The sequence below is a fragment of the Paenisporosarcina sp. TG20 genome, assembly GCF_000286315.1.
Lineage (GTDB): Bacteria > Bacillota > Bacilli > Bacillales_A > Planococcaceae > Paenisporosarcina.
Window position 1 is genome coordinate 1 of sequence record NZ_ALJG01000292.1, and the last position, 18,039, is coordinate 18,039.

The 18,039-nt window shown below is 36.4% G+C and carries 20 protein-coding genes, 1 tRNA gene, 1 pseudogene and 1 riboswitch; of the genes and pseudogenes, 19 read left to right on the forward strand and 3 right to left on the reverse strand.

Annotation, left to right across the window (positions count from 1 at the left end):
• Positions 1-276 precede the first annotated feature (276 nt).
• The 4 genes from trxA (at position 277) to B371_RS0109880 (ending at position 4,581) form a co-directional block, all read left to right on the forward strand.
• Positions 277-591, forward strand: coding sequence for a thioredoxin (gene trxA / locus B371_RS0109865; protein WP_019414148.1), 315 nt, complete (start codon positions 277-279; stop codon positions 589-591).
• Between the two features lie 115 nt (positions 592-706).
• On the forward strand, positions 707-2,497 hold the full coding sequence (uvrC, locus tag B371_RS0109870) for an excinuclease ABC subunit UvrC (RefSeq protein WP_019414149.1): 1,791 nt from the start codon (positions 707-709) through the stop codon (positions 2,495-2,497).
• Positions 2,498-2,569: 72 nt separating this feature from the next.
• A riboswitch (Lysine riboswitch) is annotated at positions 2,570-2,751 on the forward strand.
• A gap of 191 nt (positions 2,752-2,942) precedes the next feature.
• A complete protein-coding gene (locus B371_RS0109875) occupies positions 2,943-4,166 on the forward strand; it encodes an aspartate kinase (protein ID WP_019414150.1) in 1,224 nt (407 codons plus the stop codon).
• A 49-nt stretch (positions 4,167-4,215) separates the two neighbouring features.
• On the forward strand, positions 4,216-4,581 hold the full coding sequence (locus B371_RS0109880) for a DUF1992 domain-containing protein (RefSeq protein ID WP_019414151.1): 366 nt from the start codon (positions 4,216-4,218) through the stop codon (positions 4,579-4,581).
• 111 nt (positions 4,582-4,692) lie between these two features.
• On the opposite strand, the gene B371_RS0109885 is transcribed toward B371_RS0109880, so the two are convergent.
• On the reverse strand, positions 4,693-5,106 hold the full coding sequence (locus B371_RS0109885) for a YslB family protein (protein WP_019414152.1): 414 nt from the start codon (positions 5,104-5,106) through the stop codon (positions 4,693-4,695).
• A gap of 263 nt (positions 5,107-5,369) precedes the next feature.
• Between B371_RS0109885 and B371_RS0109890 the strand changes: the two genes are divergently transcribed.
• From B371_RS0109890 to B371_RS0109950, 13 genes are all read left to right on the forward strand, one after another.
• Complete coding sequence (locus B371_RS0109890) at positions 5,370-5,981, forward strand: succinate dehydrogenase cytochrome b558 subunit (RefSeq protein WP_019414153.1); 612 nt, start codon at positions 5,370-5,372, stop codon at positions 5,979-5,981.
• Between the two features lie 57 nt (positions 5,982-6,038).
• Entirely contained in the window at positions 6,039-7,793 is a 1,755-nt protein-coding gene (gene sdhA / locus B371_RS0109895; RefSeq protein WP_019414154.1) for a succinate dehydrogenase flavoprotein subunit, read from the forward strand.
• A 2-nt stretch (positions 7,794-7,795) separates the two neighbouring features.
• The gene (gene sdhB / locus B371_RS0109900) at positions 7,796-8,569 is read left to right on the forward strand and encodes a succinate dehydrogenase iron-sulfur subunit (RefSeq protein WP_019414155.1); all 774 of its coding nucleotides are present in this window, start codon (positions 7,796-7,798) and stop codon (positions 8,567-8,569) included.
• 229 nt (positions 8,570-8,798) lie between these two features.
• Positions 8,799-9,245, forward strand: a complete 447-nt coding sequence (locus B371_RS0109905) for a thioesterase family protein (RefSeq protein WP_019414156.1) — start codon at positions 8,799-8,801, stop codon at positions 9,243-9,245.
• Positions 9,246-9,304: 59 nt separating this feature from the next.
• Positions 9,305-9,532, forward strand: a complete 228-nt coding sequence (locus B371_RS0109910) for a LuxR C-terminal-related transcriptional regulator (RefSeq protein ID WP_026023017.1) — start codon at positions 9,305-9,307, stop codon at positions 9,530-9,532.
• Positions 9,533-9,608: 76 nt separating this feature from the next.
• Complete coding sequence (locus tag B371_RS0109915; protein WP_019414158.1) at positions 9,609-10,067, forward strand: MarR family winged helix-turn-helix transcriptional regulator; 459 nt, start codon at positions 9,609-9,611, stop codon at positions 10,065-10,067.
• A gap of 9 nt (positions 10,068-10,076) precedes the next feature.
• Positions 10,077-10,874 carry a glutamate racemase gene (racE, locus tag B371_RS0109920; protein ID WP_019414159.1) on the forward strand — a complete coding sequence of 266 codons (798 nt, stop codon included), beginning with the start codon at positions 10,077-10,079 and terminating at the stop codon, positions 10,872-10,874.
• A gap of 104 nt (positions 10,875-10,978) precedes the next feature.
• Positions 10,979-11,737, forward strand: a complete 759-nt coding sequence (gene rph / locus B371_RS0109925; RefSeq protein WP_019414160.1) for a ribonuclease PH — start codon at positions 10,979-10,981, stop codon at positions 11,735-11,737.
• Entirely contained in the window at positions 11,734-12,330 is a 597-nt protein-coding gene (locus B371_RS0109930) for an XTP/dITP diphosphatase (RefSeq protein ID WP_019414161.1), read from the forward strand. Before rph ends, B371_RS0109930 begins: the two co-directional genes overlap by 4 nt.
• Positions 12,331-12,342: 12 nt before the next feature.
• Entirely contained in the window at positions 12,343-12,852 is a 510-nt protein-coding gene (locus B371_RS0109935; protein ID WP_019414162.1) for a metallophosphoesterase family protein, read from the forward strand.
• A gap of 72 nt (positions 12,853-12,924) precedes the next feature.
• Positions 12,925-12,998: transfer RNA gene (locus B371_RS0109940), tRNA-Arg, on the forward strand.
• A 139-nt stretch (positions 12,999-13,137) separates the two neighbouring features.
• A complete protein-coding gene (locus tag B371_RS21635) occupies positions 13,138-13,584 on the forward strand; it encodes a hypothetical protein (protein ID WP_019414163.1) in 447 nt (148 codons plus the stop codon).
• A gap of 338 nt (positions 13,585-13,922) precedes the next feature.
• The gene (locus B371_RS0109950) at positions 13,923-14,762 is read left to right on the forward strand and encodes a hypothetical protein (RefSeq protein WP_019414164.1); all 840 of its coding nucleotides are present in this window, start codon (positions 13,923-13,925) and stop codon (positions 14,760-14,762) included.
• Between the two features lie 284 nt (positions 14,763-15,046).
• On the opposite strand, the gene B371_RS21640 is transcribed toward B371_RS0109950, so the two are convergent.
• Positions 15,047-15,703 carry a DUF6241 domain-containing protein gene (locus tag B371_RS21640; RefSeq protein WP_019414165.1) on the reverse strand — a complete coding sequence of 219 codons (657 nt, stop codon included), beginning with the start codon at positions 15,701-15,703 and terminating at the stop codon, positions 15,047-15,049.
• Positions 15,703-15,843 carry a hypothetical protein gene (locus B371_RS23505; RefSeq protein ID WP_019414166.1) on the reverse strand — a complete coding sequence of 47 codons (141 nt, stop codon included), beginning with the start codon at positions 15,841-15,843 and terminating at the stop codon, positions 15,703-15,705. Before B371_RS23505 ends, B371_RS21640 begins: the two co-directional genes overlap by 1 nt.
• Positions 15,844-16,136: 293 nt before the next feature.
• On the opposite strand from B371_RS23505, the pseudogene B371_RS22910 reads away from it, so the two are divergent.
• Positions 16,137-16,562: pseudogene (locus tag B371_RS22910) on the forward strand (IS30 family transposase); the annotation flags it as partial.
• A 343-nt stretch (positions 16,563-16,905) separates the two neighbouring features.
• Positions 16,906-17,892, forward strand: coding sequence for an NAD(P)-dependent alcohol dehydrogenase (locus tag B371_RS0109975; RefSeq protein WP_019414169.1), 987 nt, complete (start codon positions 16,906-16,908; stop codon positions 17,890-17,892).
• Positions 17,893-18,039 lie beyond the last annotated feature (147 nt).

Sequence of the window (18,039 nt, forward strand, 5' to 3'; positions counted from 1 at the left end):
TCCTGCGGAATAAGCGAGTCCAGAGAGACCCCGCAGGAGCTAGCGACGAGGAGGCTCACTGGACCGCCCGCGGAAAGCGTCCGCCTGCAACGGAAATCATAACATAAACCAAAGTGGATACTGTGTGCTTTCTTTAAGGACCGGGCGTACTGTGCCTGGTTTTACTTTTGTAAAGTTAAAAGCATATTTAATTATACCTTCAAGCAAAAAAGTAGAAGCGAGAAAAACAAGGTGTTATACTTTTGTTAGAGTCATTATTTAAGGAGGATATTTTTTATGGCAATTGTACACGGAACAGATAAAAGTTTCTCTAGTGAAATTTCAGAGGGTTTAGTATTAGTTGATTTTTGGGCAGCATGGTGTGGTCCTTGTAAAATGATCGCTCCAGTATTAGAAGAATTAGATGCTGAAATGAATAATAAAGTAAAAATTGTTAAAGTTGACGTCGATGCAAACCAAGAAACTGCAAGTAACTTCGGCATTATGTCAATTCCAACATTACTTCTATTCAAAGATGGAGAACCGGTGGATAAAGTGGTTGGATTTAATCCTAAAGAAGCATTAGTAGAATTAGTAAACAAGCACGCATAATATTGTATTTTAGTCAGTATGATTAAGTCACTTCTGATTCAGAATAACAATTGCAATATATTATTAAAAACCGGGTACCCATGGGCACCCGGTTTTTTCAACAGGTGATGAAAATATGAAAGAATTAATTCAACAAAAATGTGCAATACTACCGGATCATCCTGGTGTTTACTTGATGAAAGATAGGCAAAGCACAATTATTTATGTAGGAAAAGCAAAAGTATTAAAAAATCGAGTGCGCTCTTATTTTACGGGAAGTCATGATGGGAAAACTCAACGATTAGTTAACGAAATTGAAGACTTTGAATACATCGTTACTTCTTCAAATATCGAAGCATTGATTTTAGAGCTTAATTTAATCAAAAAGCATGATCCTAAATATAATATTATGCTTAAAGATGATAAGACATATCCTTATATTAAAATAACAGATGAAAAAAACCCGAAATTGATAACTACAAGACAAGTTAAAAAGGACAAAGGAAAATACTTTGGTCCTTATCCTAATGCATATGCAGCAAGTGAAACAAAAAAGTTGTTGGACAGGCTGTATCCTCTAAGGAAATGCATAACGTTACCTGATCGAGTGTGTTTATATTATCATCTTGGACAATGTTTAGCGCCGTGTGTAAAACCAATTGAGCAGGATACTTATGCGGAAATTATCGATGAAATCACTCGCTTTTTAAATGGTGGTTACCAACAGGTTAAAAAAGATTTAACTTACAAAATGACAGTAGCTTCCGAGAATTTAGAGTTTGAAAGAGCAAAAGAATATCGTGATCAGATTACGCATATTGAAACGGTAATGGAAAAGCAAAAAATTACGACGAATGATTTTACTGACCGGGATATATTCGGTTTTGCAATTAATAAAGGCTGGATGTGTGTTCAAGTATTCTTCGTACGACAAGGTAAGCTAATAGAGCGTGATGCATCGGTATTTCCGTTATATCAAGATCCTGAAGATGAGTTCTTAACTTTCTTAGGTCAATTTTATGATTTACCGCATCACATTAAACCGAAAGAAGTGTTGTTACCTAGTTCAGTTGATTTAGATCTAGCTAGACAACTACTAGAAATAAAAGTCGCTTCTCCAAACCGGGGAAAGAAAAAGCAAATGATTGATTTAGCAATAAAGAATGCTGAAATTGCAATTAGTGAAAAATTCCAACTCATTGATAGACAAGAGCAACGAACTATTGGTGCAGTTGAGGAATTAGGGATAGCAATGAATATTGCATCACCTTTAAGAATTGAAGCATTCGATAATTCTCATATTTATGGGGCAGATGCTGTTTCTGCAATGGTGTCGTTCATAGACGGGAAAGCAAATAGAAAAGATTATCGCAAATATAAAACAAAAACAGCTGCACGCCATGATGACTACGGGGCGATGCGGGAAGTCGTAAGAAGAAGATATACAAGAGTGTTAAAAGATAAATTACCACTACCGGATTTAATCGTAATCGACGGTGGTAAAGGTCAAATGGAGATTGCCCGGGAAATTATTGAAGATGAACTTGGTTTATCTATCCCGATTGCAGGTCTAGCAAAAGATGAGAAGCACAAAACTTCTTCATTGTTATTTGGTGACCCTCCCCAAATTATTCCTTTGAAACGAACGAGTGAAGGTTTTTATTTACTTCAACGCATTCAAGATGAAGTACATCGATTTGCTATTACATTCCACCGACAACAACGTGGAAAACAAACTATTGCTTCAGCATTAGATGGATTTGAAGGAATTGGACCAAAACGGAAAAAAATGTTACTAAAACATTTTGGATCCGTAAAGCGTATTAAAGAAGCAACAGTAGAAGAATTAAAACAATCAGGATTGCCTTCACAAATAGCTGAATCTGTGGCGGTTTATTTTCAAAATGAAACATTGTCAAAAGAATAATCTTATGATATTCTTGATTCACTGAAATTGAATCACTAAAATGGAATGTTCATTATGAATATTCAATAATTAAGTGGTGATAGAGGCGCGAAAATCATTAGTACCATGTGAGAGGATGAACAGATCCTAAGACTGCATGTGAAAGGGAAATTCGCCGAAGATCAACATATACTGTACCTTATGTTGATCTGGTTTTGCATTGAACAAATGCAGGATTGTCAGAATCTAATGGATTCTGGAGGGCTATCTCACATGGACGCTTCTTTTGAACGTACATGCTTGGAGACAGCTTTTCACGAATTTTCGTGGATAGCTGTTTTTTTATACTGAAAATGAATTAAATTAAAGAAATCAGTATAAGAGAAATAGACATTTGCTTGTACAATTATTGGTGCAAACTGTGTTTTTCCAAAATAGCTTCTTTAGAAATAAGGGAGAGTCTAAATTGAGTAGAATTGTCATGAAATTTGGCGGAACTTCAGTGGGAAACACTGAACGTATTCGCAGCGTAGCAAAACGTATTATTAGAGAAACTGCAAAAGGGCATGAAATTGTTGTGGTAGTCTCTGCAATGGGGAAGACGACAGATGAATTAATGTGTTTAGCAGAAGAATTATCGGCAGCACCTTCAAAACGTGAAATGGATATGTTGTTGTCAACGGGGGAACAAGTGACAATTGCTTTACTTACGATGGCACTTAATCATATGGGTCAAGACGCGGTATCGTTTACTGGTTGGCAAGCAGGAATTAGAACTGAATCTGTTTATCGAAATGCAAGAATTGAAGAAATTGATAATGTTCGAATGGAACAAGCTTTGAATGCTGGAAAAGTTATAGTTGTTGCGGGATTCCAAGGAATGGATTCATATGGTGAAATCACAACGTTGGGTCGCGGGGGGTCTGATACAACGGCAGTAGCGATAGCAGCCTCTATTCAAGCTGACAGATGTGATATTTATACAGATGTAGATGGAATATATACCTCTGATCCACGTTTTGTAAAAGATGCTCGGAAACTACAACAATTATCTTATGATGAAATGTTGGAGCTAGCCAATTTGGGAGCGGGTGTTTTACATCCTCGTGCTGTCGAATTTGCTAAAAACTTTTGTATACCACTCAGTGTTCGGTCAAGTATGAGCGAAGAAATGGGAACCATACTATTGGAGGAACCAACGATGGAGAAAAATTTAATTGTACGCGGTGTTGCATTTGAACCTGAAATTGTTCGGATTACAGTAGCATATAAAGTGCCATTTAACGGCTCGCTTGCTAATATTTTTACAACATTAGCAAAACAACATGTAAACGTTGATATTATTGTTCAAAGTATTATGGAAGGCATACAACCAAGTGTGTCATTTTCGATAAAAAAAGAAAATTTTGCTGAGACTGTTCAGGTGTTGGAAAATAATAAAGAAGCATTAGGCTACCAATCAACAAATTTCGAAGTGGGTTTAGCAAAGGTATCAATTGTTGGGTCAGGAATGGTGTCAAATCCAGGGGTAGCTGCCCAAATGTTCGATCGATTACGCATTGAAGGAATTCCAGTAAAAATGGTGAGTACGTCTGAAATCAAAGTTTCAGTCGTTATACCTGAAAGTGACATGTTAAAAGCGACAAATGCATTACATCATGAATTTGGCTTAGCTGTAGTTCAAGTATAAGAAACTTTGTGCTGTGATGAAATTAGTAACATGAGAGGCAGTGGAGAGTATGAACTGGCAAATCGTGGAGAATCTAATCAAAAAAGCACAGGACGATGGAGAATTCGATAATCTACCGGGAGCAGGGAAACCGCTAGCGCCAGATGAATTTGCCCATTACCCGAAGGACATTCGAATGGTGATGCGTATATTAAAAAACTCGGGACATGATGCAGAGGCACAATTTATTAAAGAGGAAATGAACGAATTACAATCTCAAATTAAAAGAGCCTTGAAAGATGAAAAAACAGATCTTGAAAAGCAATATAATAAAAAACTTGTACAAATGAACCAATTGTTGTCTAAAAAAGGGATTCAGACAAATAGTAGTGTGTTTAAACAATATCACTCTCAAATATCCAACAAGTTTAATTGAGAAAAAAACAGACAGTCACTCTTTGTAGATGACTGTCATTTTTATTTTACACCAATCATGCACGCACAGCGTTGCTTACCATCTCTAATTGATCTATTCGGAAAAAAGGTATTAGACTTTTTCTTTTAAATCCCATTTCACATGAAATTGAACTACTTGTTTCTTAATAGACTTTTCATCAAAACACTCTGTCATATAGCCACCTAATTTTTGTTGTTGTTGTGCTAGAAAGCCTGCTTCTAAACGGAAACAACGTTGCTCAATTTGAAGTAAACCAGGTTCTCCATTCAAAATAAAAAATGCTTCATTTTTTGATGAGTTTTCAAGTGTTAACTTACCCCAACCTGCTTCTTCAAAAAAAGAGATTGTTTCTTCCATTGAAAACATTTGAAACTTACGAGCTAATTCTTTTCCCGACCAGTATAAAATATCATTTTCATGCTTGCCCAAAATTGTAGAAAGCACATGATCTCGAATTAATTCATATCCAAAAATAGGTACTTTTTTTGTATCTGTCATAGTCATTTTAAGCCCGCTTTCTTAGTCAAAAATATATTGATAACAGAATTTATCATGAACAAGGTAGAAAAACTGTACAAAAGCGAGAATTTTCTTCAGTTTAGTGGTTTATGTTGTAGAATACCTTGCCTTGACGCTCCTTAATGATGGGAGTACAATAAACATGTCATAATATTGTACCATGATAAGGTATGTAGTCAATATTGCTTTTGGTTTATATGAAGTCCTGATTTGACTATCTATTTTAAGTACTAAGGAGGGTAACAGTCTTGTTGAAAGATCGTGAATTTTATTTACGTCGTTTACATTCTTTACTAGGAATTATTCCGGTTGGTTTGTTTTTGACGCAACATTTTGTTGTAAACCATTATGCAACTAGAGGGCCAGACGCATTTAATGCTGCGGCTCACGTTATGGAGGGTCTTCCATTCCGTTTGTTTTTAGAGTGGTTTGTGATTTTCTTACCACTTATGTTTCATGCATTCTATGGCCTCTACATAGGATTCACCGCGAAAAATAATGCAAACCGCTACGGCACTTTCCGTAACTGGATGTTTGTTTTTCAACGTATTACAGGAGTATTCCTTGTCGTGTTTATCGCATGGCATATTTTTGAAACGCGATTCCAAGCAGCAATTGGTGCAAAAGAAGTTGATTTTAACATGATGGCTGATATTTTAGCGAATCCATTTATGTTTGCATTTTATGTCGCAGGTGTTGTAGCTGCAACATTCCACTTTGCAAATGGTATATGGTCTTTCCTTGTAAGTTGGGGTATTACTCAATCTCCTCGGTCACAACAAATTTCTACTTATGTGAGTATAATTATCTTCTTAGCACTAACTGTAATCGGCGTTCAATCACTCTTTGCATTCGTGTAAATAGTTTATGTAATTGAAAACGCTTGACTACTACTAAAAAGAGGAGTGAGAAAGATCATGGCAAAAAGTAAATTGATTGTTGTCGGTGGCGGTTTAGCTGGGTTAATGGCAACAATTAAAGCAGCAGAAAAAGGTACACCAGTTGAATTATTTTCTATTGTACCTGTTAAACGCTCACACTCAGTGTGTGCGCAAGGCGGCATTAATGGAGCTGTAAATACAAAAGGTGAAGGCGATTCAACTGCAATTCACTTTGACGATACAGTATATGGTGGGGATTTCTTAGCGAACCAACCACCTGTACAAGCAATGACTGAAGCGGCACCAGGCATCATTCGTTTATTAGATCGTATGGGTGTTATGTTTAACCGTACATCTGAAGGGTTACTTGATTTCCGTCGCTTTGGTGGTACCATGTATCATCGTACAGCTTTCGCCGGCGCAACAACGGGCCAACAATTATTATATGCATTAGACGAGCAAGTACGTCGTTATGAAGTAGACGGTCTTGTGACAAAGTATGAAGGTTGGGAATTCCTTGGTGTTATTCTTGACGAAGACGGCGTTTGTCGTGGCGTAAAAGCACAAAATCTAACAACAATGGAGATTCGTGCATTCCGCGGTGATTCTGTTATTATGGCAACTGGTGGACCTGGTATTATTTTCGGTAAATCAACGAACTCTATAATAAACACAGGTTCAGCAGCGTCGATTGTTTATCAACAGGGAGCAAACTATGCAAATGGTGAGTTTATTCAAATTCATCCTACTGCCATTCCTGGAGACGACAAACTTCGTTTAATGTCCGAATCAGCACGTGGTGAAGGTGGACGTATTTGGACTTATAAAGACGGTAAACCTTGGTATTTCTTAGAAGAAAAATACCCAGCTTACGGAAACTTAGTACCTCGTGATATCGCTACTCGCGAAATTTTTGATGTATGTGTTAATCAAAAACTAGGAGTTAATGGCGAGAACATGGTGTACTTGGATCTTTCTCATAAAGATCCAAAAGAGTTGGATATTAAATTGGGTGGAATCATCGAAATTTATGAGAAATTCATGGGCGACGATCCACGTAAAGTACCAATGAAAATCTTCCCAGCGGTTCACTATTCTATGGGTGGGTTATGGGTTGATTTTGATCAAATGACAAACATACCAGGTTTATTTGCTGCAGGTGAATGTGATTACTCTCAACATGGTGCAAACCGTCTTGGAGCGAATTCATTACTATCTGCAATATACGCTGGAACAATTGCAGGTCCGAATGCAGTAGCATATATGAGCAAACTAAAAAAACACGCAGAAGACATGCCGTCTACTATTTTTGATGAACAGCTTGCTGATGAGCAACAAAAATGGGATGACACGATGGCATTAAGCGGTACTGAAAACGCATACGTGTTGCATAAAGAACTTGGTGAATGGATGACGGATAATGTAACAGTTGTTCGTTACAACGATCGCTTACAAGCAACAGATGAAAAGATACAAGAACTATTAGAAAGATATAACAATATTAATATAAATGACACGCAAAAGTGGTCGAATCAAGGGGCGACTTTCACACGTCAATTGAAAAATATGTTATACTTAGCACGTGTTATTACACTGGGTGCCCTTAACCGTGATGAGAGTCGTGGTGCTCATTACAAGCCAGATTTCCCGGAACGTAATGATGAGAAATTCATGAAAACTACGGTAGCAAAATTCGACCCAACAACGGGCGCACCGATCTTCCATTATGAAGATATCGATGTCTCTTTAATACCACCACGTAAACGTGACTATTCAGCGAAAGGGGATTAATCATGAACGCAACAGCTACTAAAACAGTCGTTCTCGAGATTCTTCGCCAGGATACCACTGAATCTACACCATATTGGGAAAAATTCGAATTAAATTATAGACCAAATATGAACGTTATATCTGCTTTAATGGAAATTCGTCGTAATCCCATCAACTCAGAGGGTAAAGAAACAACACCTGTAAACTGGGATATGAACTGTTTGGAAGAAGTATGTGGTGCATGTTCGATGGTTATCAATGGCAGACCTCGTCAATCTTGTACGGCTCTTATTGATAAATTAGAACAACCAATTCGCTTGGAACCAATGAAAACATTCCCTGTTGTACGCGACCTTATTGTTGATCGTACACGTATGTTTGATGCATTGAAAAAAGTGAAAGCATGGGTTCCAATTGATGGTACTTATGATCTAGGTGAAGGTCCACGTATGCCTGAACGTAAACGTCAATGGGCATATGAATTATCAAAATGTATGACGTGTGGTGTATGTATGGAAGCATGTCCAAACGTCAACAGCGAATCAAACTTCGTCGGACCACAAGTGTTATCACAAGTGCGTCTAATGAATGCGCATCCAACAGGTTCTATGAATAAAGACGAGCGTCTTAATATACTTATGGGTGATGGTGGACTTGCGAATTGTGGTAATTCGCAAAACTGTGTAGCATCATGTCCAAAAGGAATTCCTATTACTACATCTATCGCAGCGTTAAACCGTGATACGTCAATTCAAATGTTTAAAAATTTCTTTGGTAGTGACCATATGGTCGACTAAAAAGACTTTTAAAATAAAGTCCCTCGCAAATGCGAGGGACATTTTTTTGTTTAAAAAATCGTGGAATTTTATTTTGTTAAATAAATGTTCTTAATTTAAGCTATCAAATCAAGCAAAATACCGGTTCATTCTTCTTTGTTTTTCTCGTTATTATGTTACAATAATATTTAAAATGATTGATTATTAATTTATTAATTTTTAAAACTTTACTTTAAGGAGTCTTCATTCCATGCATGCAACATACATTCAAGACCTAGAAAAATGGGCAAATGATTTCAATTTTTCGGTATCTGTTCAAGTTCGATTCGGTGATACAGATATGTATGGTCATTTAAACAACACATATAATTTTTCATATTTCGAGTTTGCTCGAATTGAATACTTTAAGCATATCGGTTTAATGAATGATTGGCTTAATCCGAAAGGTATGACCATTCCAGTTGTCGCAAATCTTCAATGTGATTATGTCAAGCAAGTTTTCTTTGATGAAAAGCTTCAAATCCATGTGAAAACTGAGTCTGTGGGCACTTCATCAGTGGATATTCATTATCATGCAACAAACGAAAAAGGGAATACTGTTTTCACAGGAAGAGGAACGATTGTTCAAATAAACAAACAAACAGGTAAAGGTTTTCCATGGACTGAAAAAGAAAAATCGCTATTCATTTTAAAATAGCCGTGACCTCCTCTAGACTTTTATCATAAGTTACAAAGAATAGCGGATAGGGGGGGCGCATGTTGTCAGAACGAGCACATCATCGTTCATTATTAACAGGACGAGAACGTGAAATTTTTCAATTGTTGGTTCGTGATAATTCAACAAAAGATATTTCACTTCAACTAAAGATTAATGAGAAAACGGTAAGAAATCACATCTCGAATACCATTCAAAAATTGGGTGTATCAGGAAGATCTCAAGCAATACTAGAACTTTTAAGATTAGGCGAATTATCTCTTGATTGAGTAGCCCTTGCCAATTCCCTGAAAAAACGTCACAATGAATAGCAAGTAGACGTAATTCAGGGAGTTGATTTTAAACATGACAGAGCTAAATTTGAAAAAAAATCACAATCAAGAACAAGTGGCCTTTTTAGAAAAAGAACTTCGATATATTTCAGGAATCATAAAACAAAAAGGTCGCAAAATTTTAAGTAATTATACTGTAACACCACCACAATTTATTGCGTTACAATGGTTATTCGAGCACGGTGATATGACAATTGGTGACCTTTCAACGAAAATGTACTTGGCATTTAGTACAACGACAGACTTAGTTGATCGTATGGAGAAGAACAATCTTGTATTGCGGGTACGTGATGAGCAAGACCGTCGCGTAGTCCGCATTCATTTATTAAAAGAGGGTGAACGCGTGATTGAAGAAGTAATTCAAAAACGCCAAGCTTATTTACAAGAAATTTTGGTTAATTTTGAGGCTCCAGATGTCAAGAATTTGTCTATGTTGCTTCAAAAGCTTCATGTAGAAATGAAAGAGGATTGAGGCGATCTCGTGAATGCACCTATCGGCGTGATCGATTCAGGTGTTGGCGGCTTGACTGTTGTCAAAGAGCTCATGCGAAGATTGCCCAATGAACAATTTCTCTACATTGGAGATACAGCGAGATGTCCATATGGCCCGCGTTCAGCAACTGAAGTGCGGAAGTTCACATGGCAATTGGCAGATGCATTAAAATCGCACTCGATCAAAATGCTCGTTGTCGCATGTAACACAGCAACAGCAGTCGCACTTGAATCTTTACAAAAAAAATGTCCATTTCCGGTTGTAGGTGTAATATTTCCGGGAGCACGGGCAGCTATTAAAGTAACAAAACGATCAGAAGTCTGCATTTTAGGTACAGTCGGCACTGTTCATAGTGGAGCTTACGAGCAAGCTTTAAAATCCTTATCTTCTTCATGTAAGATAGTTCCGCTTGCTTGTCCACCATTCGTTCCACTTGTTGAAAGTGGGGAATATGAAGGTGACTTTGCTTTTGAATTAGTTAGAAAAACACTAGAACCTTTGAATAAAGAGTCGTTTGATACGTTAATTTTAGGATGTACACATTATCCTTTATTACAAAATCATATAGAACAGACGGTAGGTCCAAATGTGATTGTTTTGTCGTCTGCTGAAGAAACAGCAGATGATGTAGATAGAATACTCACCTATTACCAAATTCAACGAAAAAAAGTCAATGTGGAAGAACATTATTTCTACACAACCGGATCCGTTGCAATGTTTAAGACCACCGTTAGTAAATGGCTTGAAATTCCAAACCCAAAAGTTCAACAAATATCATTTGAATAAAACCCGTTGGTTCTTTGAAATAGGAACTGCGGGTTTTGATTCGTTTAGAGAAAATGTGATAGGATAGAAACACGAGCGAACGTAGTCGAGGAGGCAAATAATATTTGAGAAATGATGGACGGAACACAACACAACTTAGACCTGTTAAGATCGAAACTGATTACTTGGTACATCCTGAAGGTTCTGTTTTAATTACGGTTGGGCGTACAAAAGTTATTTGCACGGTGACAATCGAAGAACGTGTACCACCATTTTTACGTGGTAAAGGAAAGGGTTGGATAACAGCCGAATACTCTATGCTACCTAGAGCTACAGGCTCTCGAACTCAACGAGAAGCAACAAAAGGTAAAATTGGTGGTCGTACAATGGAAATTCAACGACTCATTGGACGAGCATTAAGAGCCGTTGTTAACTTAGAAGCGTTAGGTGAGCGTACATTATGGGTCGACTGTGATGTCATCCAAGCAGATGGGGGTACACGAACAGCTTCAATTACAGGCGCTTTTGTTGCCATGACTATAGCTATTGCCAAATTACAAGATGCAAAAAACTTACCTGATTTCCCAGTTACTGATTTCTTAGCTGCAACGAGTGTTGGAATGGATGAAACATTTGGTCCAATTTTAGATTTAAACTATTTGGAAGATTCTTCTGCAAATGTCGATATGAATATTATCCAAACCGGTTCTGGCCATCTTGTAGAACTACAAGGTACTGGAGAAGAAGCTACATTTACAAGACAACAGCTCAACGAAATGCTCGATCTTGGTGATAAAGGAATTAAAGAATTAGTTGAAATCCAAAAACAGGCGCTTGGAGAAATTGCTAATCGTATTAGTGCGAAAGTAGATGATTTGAAATGAAACAAGTAATTGTAGCGACTAAAAATAAAGGCAAAGCAAAAGATTTTGAAACAATTTTCAATCCATTAGGCTATAAAGTGTTAACGCTTCATGATGTAGCGGATGATATGGATGTCGAAGAAACTGGGACTTCGTTTGAAGAGAATGCAATTCTAAAAGCGGAGGCGCTTGCTCAGCGCTTGCAAACGTTTGTAATAGCTGATGACAGTGGTTTATCAATTGACGCTTTAAATGGTGCGCCAGGTATCTATTCTGCCAGGTATGCAGGAGAAGCTAAAAGTGATGAAGCCAACATGGAAAAAGTGTTGACTGAACTTACAGATATAAGGGATGATAAACGTACAGCTCGTTTTTGTTGTGCCATTGCTTTAGCTGGTCCAAACATGAAAACAAAAACTGCATTTGGTACATGTGAGGGTATAATTGCACATGATAAAAAAGGGACAAATGGTTTCGGTTATGACCCCATATTTTTTGTGCCGCAACTGGGCAAAATGATGGCGGAATTAAACCCTTCAGAAAAAGCAGCTATTTCACATCGTGGAAATGCCATCAAGATAATAGCAGAAGATTTACCAAACTTATTAAAGTAAGGTGGTGAGTGAATGCGTATTTTAGTAATTAGTGATACTCACGGAGAAACAGATTTAATGGATCATGTTAAACAAGAAGTGGGTCCTCTTGATGCAGTTTTTCATTGTGGAGATAGTGAACTTGATGCTCATCACGCATCTCTACAATCTTGCTACGTGGTCGCAGGCAATTGCGACTGGGATTCCTCATTCGAGACGGAAGTGTTTACCGAAGTCAATGGAGTGCCTATTTTCATGACGCATGGTCACTTATTACAAGTGAAATCGTCATTGATACCATTAACTACCCGTGCCCAAGAACTAGGAGCGGCTGTGATTCTCTATGGGCATACTCATTTACTAGGTGCTGAGCTTATAGATGATGCACTTTTCGTGAATCCGGGCAGCTTAGAATTGCCCAGAGGTCGCAAGGAAAAGAGTTATGCAATTATAGAAAAATCACATCTGAAGTGGCAAGTAACATTCTTTTCAAATGAACATAAAATAATCGATCAAGTAATTTTTCCGATTGTTAAAAATTAGTATTGACTTTTGTGCGTAGAATTTATATAATAAGTATTGTCTTTCATTTCAAAAAGAACTGAAATGCATCATGTCTCAGTAGCTCAGCCGGATAGAGCAACGCCCTTCTAAGGCGTCGGTCGGGAGTTCGAATCTCTCCTGGGACGTAAATTTTACTTGAGTAACTCAACAAGTTCAACGGTTGTCGATACTAGGTATTTCTAAAGGTAATCTAACTTTTGTGAAATTCACCTGAAAAATCGTCCACCAAATCAACTTCCTAAATTATATTTAGGAGGTTTTTTTGTGACTAAAAAAGTAGGAATATTTGATGTTTCAATTAATACTGAAATATTGAAAACGAAAAAAGTTGCTCCAAAAGAAATGACTGTGGAAAAAGCATTATCAATTGTACATCAGCAAATGAAATTGAATGGCTATCGTGAGCGAACTTTAAATGATTACAATCTAATTTTTAACCAATTCGCAGAAGCAGTTAAAATTCAATATTTGGAAGACATTAATGTAAATTCGATTTATAAATGGTTTGAAAGCATGAATGTATCGCAATCAACTAAAAGCACTCGTTTAAAGTGCCTAAAAGCCGTTTTAAGGAAGTGTTACAACAATGGATGGTATCAATCAAAGTTTTGGTTAACTGTCCAAATAAAACTCGATAAGAAAGTTAAACAGGGTGTTCCCCCAGTAGTTTTTTTGGTGTTTCTTAGTAATTGGAGGGTTTTATGTAATTGAGAACATCTTAGCATTGACACGAACGTTATATAGTTATTTATTAAAATATATTACTAAAATACGAACGTACTAACAAAAGTTAACAGTTAATTGTTCGTGTTTTGAATGAAGTATGACATTTCAGATGGTCGTGAGAGTGATTTGCCGCATATGACATTTTGCTTAAAGGGGGTGTTTAATGGGGAACTCCTCGGAACTCGCTAAAATCAAATACTGATAGCGGCAAATGATGATTTCAAAAGTGAAATAAATATATGTATTATGATTTACTCGTGCAGCTCGACCATATACTGACGATTGGTGTTAGTATAAAATGGTAATTAAAGGTGGTGGAATATTTGGAGAAAATATTAGAAGGTAATTATGATTGGGTACCAATTGTAGGAGCGTTAATCTCATTAGTTGCTGTATTTGTGGCTATTGTTGCAGTTGTTTTTCAGTTTAAACAATTTAAAAAGATAAGAGAACCAATTATTGCACCTGCTATGAGAAATTTTGATTTAGAACTGCCAGAAACTCATTTAGATTGGGACACAGGAGAAAAACTTGATGACAAATTTTCTGAAACAACCATACCGATATATAATTATGGTGGAACTACCGCAATCAATATAATGTATAGTTACAAATGTATCAATTTGGCAGAAGTTAAAGAAAGTTTGGATAACATAAAGTTACATAAAGATAATGTTATTAAAATTGACTCCATTGATAAAAAAGTCAAAGATTCTTTTGATTTATATTTTAGTAATGAAAATGAAAAAACGAGTAATTTTCGTAGATTTCATAACATTCGGAGTTATATTAAAAGTAAAGATTTGATTCAACCTGGTGAAAGTATTGACATCTTTTTACCCAGTTATTTCATAGTAATTATTAATTATGCTTTTCGGCTATCAAGACTTGAAGATATAAAATTACCAAAATTACAACTTAAAATGAGATACAAAGATGTAAATTATCAAGATTGGGAAATGAAATACATAATACAAATGGGTGGAAGTTTTAATTATAAAAGGAATCGCTTGGAATCAAGTTTTGTCTCTGAATTTGTTAGTAAAAAACGGATAAATTGGAAAATTGAAAATGCTAAAGTTAAAATCTCAAATGCTATTCAACATATCTTAACCTTATTGAAAAGATTGAAAAAGAAAATGCTTTCTTTATTCACTAAATGAATACCGCATACATAAAAAGGACGTACCATTTTGGCGCGTTCAAATCGTTTCCTATTATAGAATGAAAGCATATGTACGAATTTATAATTTACTTGTCATACTCGTCAAGCAGTGCGTTTAAGTGATAGAATATTATGGAAACATTATCACAAATTGGGGGCTGGATCAATGCAAAATATCGGAGCAGAATTTAAATTACGAGTTTACAGTAGACGATGGGACCATGGCGACAATTACACTTTAGCGAAAACTGAGAATGGTTGGACGGTTTCAACTATGAAATATCACCAAGGAATCGAAAGCGACAAACATGCTAGTCCAGGATTGGAAAAAGCGCTCGGTTCAGAATCAATTTCATATCCATCTGATTTGGGATATTTCCTTTCTGATATTTGGGACGCTTCACAAAACAAAAGCAAAGAAATGTATTCTGCCTCATCCTCTGGCGACATAATGCCGGTAGCATATCCGATAGTGCCACCATCCATATACCATAAACTATTGTGGTCACGAGCAATTTTAGAAAAATCTTTTACTTCCCATCGTTTCAAAATTTCAAAATAAGTTTTTTCATTTTCATATTCTCCTACTGCAAGTATATCAAGTAATCTTTTCACTCGGTCTTGAGTTAAAGGGATTTTCTTGCCCCATTTTTCATCGTCTTGAGAAACCACTTTCTGATGGGTCATAGAATGGATAGCTGCTCGTATTTCAGTATTTGTCATGTCTAAAGGAAATTCTTTTTCTATAGTACTTACATTTTCTTCAACTTCAATTATCAATTCACCATCGTCAGCAATTTTTTCTGTCATGCTTACATCTTTCTTCATAAACTTAGGCAAGTCTGGTTTAACATTCATGTAAATTAAAACGCTGAAGAATCCGACACATGCAACCACAATAACCGTTTTTTGAATTTTGGTTGTACTGATAAGTTTCATCATTTGTCCTCCAATATCAAAATATCAATGATTTGTGCTACTCGAAAATCATGCTTACTGATTTTATCAATAAGATGTAAAACTTCATTCTCCTTCATTACATCTGCTATCACTTGCAATACTTCAACCATTTCATTCATTCAATTATCCCCACAAATATTGGATACTATTAATTATATACCTAAATTATGGTAGTACAAGCTTTAAACATCATTACATACATATACTTATCAATACAATGAATATATGTACATTTGCTAAAAAATGTATTACCAAAGACCTTAGCCGAACGATTGTTATATAAACATTAATTAGGGAACGTATTACCGAAAAAGGAGAGATATACATGAAAGAATTGAAATCAAAAGTTATCAATTTTCGTGCAACAATAACGATATATGAAAAAATTAAAGCTTTTGCAACGTTGAATGATTTGACAGTGAGCGAAGCAATTTATGAGTTAATTACCACAAGAAAAGCAGGGAAAATTGAAGAGGCCATTAATCATTGATTTGATCAATTACCGAAACACTTATTTAAAACAATTATCTTCGACTGTGGTAAAGAATTTTCCAATTTGAAAAATGTCAGTAAACATCATGATATTGATATTTATTTCGCTGATCCAGGAACGCCTTCTCAAAGAGATTTAAATGAGCATTCTAACGGCATTCTTCGCCAGAATGGATTGCCTAAAGAAATGGATTTTCGCCCTGTTACACAAGATTATATATCTAGTGTTGCTTGACGCAGAACCCATATACCCAGAAAATCACTGAATTACCAAACACCCATTGAGTGTTTCATGGAACATGTGGCTGAACATGCAGATCAAGATATTTTGTCTCGCTTAATTTGACAAAATAATCGCAGGATTGTCAGTAGGGAAAGAGCCAAGCGTGGCCTGCTTGGCTCTTTTTCTCTTTAGGTTATGGTCGTTCAGATCTTGCATTTGAAATTGAACCGGAAACTGAAGTGGCCTCTATCCACAAAAGGAATTAGCAGTAATTGATCGCGCACGATAATTCCCCTATAACGTCTACGTTGATCATTTTACGAATACAGTAACCTGAAGTATGTAAATGTTCTTAACGCTGACCACGTTTAAGAATGCCTCCCAAGTATGCTTATCTTGAAGAGTGAAACCATTTTTTAATTTATTCCGTAGCTAGTAATGAATATAACGAATTGGAGGAAGATAAATGAAGGCTATTGTGTACACAAAGTACGGCCCCCCCGATGTTCTACAACTAAAAGAGGTAGAAAAACCAACTCCTAAGGATAATGAAATACTGGTAAAAATAAAAGCGACAACCGTAACAGTAGCAGATATTCGGGTACGGAGTTTTACAGTTCCGCTCTCTTTCTGGCTGCCTGCTCGAATAGCACTAGGTATAAGACAACCTAAAAAAACTATATTGGGAATGGAGTTAGCTGGGGTTGTTGAGTCAATAGGTAAAGATGTCAAGCTGTTTAAGAAAGGTGACCAGGTTTTTGCAGCTTCTCAAAGTTTTGGTGCTTATGCCGAGTATAAGTGTCTGCCAGAGGATGGAGCGGTTTCTATTAAACCTATCAATTTATCTTTTGAGGAAGCCGCTGCTATGCCAATAGGGGCAAGTGCAGCATTATTTTTTCTTAGAAAAGCTAATATACAGAGTGGCCAAAAGGTCCTTGTCTATGGAGCTTCAGGGAGTGTAGGAAGTTATGCGGTACAGATTGCCAAGTGTCTTGGAGCAGAAGTTACTGGGGTATGTAGTACTACGAATTTAGAATTAGTAAAATCTCTAGGAGCGGATAAGGTAATTGACTACACTGCAGAAGATTTTTCTAGTAAGGGCGAGACTTACGATGTAATTTTCGAAGCGGTAGATAAGAGTTCGTTCTCAGCTTGTATGAAATCACTAAAGAAGAACGGAACTTATATAAATGTAACTGTCCCATTACCAGGCGTTCGGATGCTGTGGACTAAATTGACTGGCACCAAAAAAATAATTTTAAGCCGAAATTCACCTGAAAATTCCCAAGATTTAGACCACCTTAAAGAACTTGTTGAGACGGGAAAGTTAAAAGTGGTCATTGACCGATCCTATGCATTTGAAGAAATAGTTGAAGCACATAGATATGTCGAGAAAGGACATAAGAAGGGCAATGTCGTTATAACTGTGGAGCAAAATAATAACTTAGCCTAAAAAAGTTACATCAAAAATAAGAGCATATAAATTTAGTAAGGGGTTCTCTTCAAAGGTGCAAAACACGAAATCGAGTCCCAAATAGTAATTTAAAACGAAATGATAGTAGCATCGTTTTTAGCGATGCTTTTTGTGCGACGGGCAGTT

Excerpts from the sequence above, each read along its gene's own strand:
- B371_RS0109975 (WP_019414169.1), top strand. The coding sequence starts at position 16,906 with ATGAAGGCTATTGTGTACACAAAGTACGGCCCCCCCGATGTTCTACAA.
- uvrC (WP_019414149.1), top strand. The coding sequence starts at position 707 with ATGAAAGAATTAATTCAACAAAAATGTGCAATACTACCGGATCATCCT.
- B371_RS0109885 (WP_019414152.1), bottom strand. The coding sequence starts at position 5,106 with ATGACTATGACAGATACAAAAAAAGTACCTATTTTTGGATATGAATTA.
- B371_RS0109935 (WP_019414162.1), top strand. The coding sequence starts at position 12,343 with ATGCGTATTTTAGTAATTAGTGATACTCACGGAGAAACAGATTTAATG.
- B371_RS0109915 (WP_019414158.1), top strand. The coding sequence starts at position 9,609 with ATGACAGAGCTAAATTTGAAAAAAAATCACAATCAAGAACAAGTGGCC.
- B371_RS0109930 (WP_019414161.1), top strand. The coding sequence starts at position 11,734 with ATGAAACAAGTAATTGTAGCGACTAAAAATAAAGGCAAAGCAAAAGAT.
- sdhA (WP_019414154.1), top strand. The coding sequence starts at position 6,039 with ATGGCAAAAAGTAAATTGATTGTTGTCGGTGGCGGTTTAGCTGGGTTA.
- sdhB (WP_019414155.1), top strand. The coding sequence starts at position 7,796 with ATGAACGCAACAGCTACTAAAACAGTCGTTCTCGAGATTCTTCGCCAG.
- B371_RS21640 (WP_019414165.1), bottom strand. The coding sequence starts at position 15,703 with ATGAAACTTATCAGTACAACCAAAATTCAAAAAACGGTTATTGTGGTT.
- B371_RS0109910 (WP_026023017.1), top strand. The coding sequence starts at position 9,305 with ATGTTGTCAGAACGAGCACATCATCGTTCATTATTAACAGGACGAGAA.
- trxA (WP_019414148.1), top strand. The coding sequence starts at position 277 with ATGGCAATTGTACACGGAACAGATAAAAGTTTCTCTAGTGAAATTTCA.
- B371_RS0109880 (WP_019414151.1), top strand. The coding sequence starts at position 4,216 with ATGAACTGGCAAATCGTGGAGAATCTAATCAAAAAAGCACAGGACGAT.
- B371_RS23505 (WP_019414166.1), bottom strand. The coding sequence starts at position 15,843 with ATGAATGAAATGGTTGAAGTATTGCAAGTGATAGCAGATGTAATGAAG.
- B371_RS0109905 (WP_019414156.1), top strand. The coding sequence starts at position 8,799 with ATGCATGCAACATACATTCAAGACCTAGAAAAATGGGCAAATGATTTC.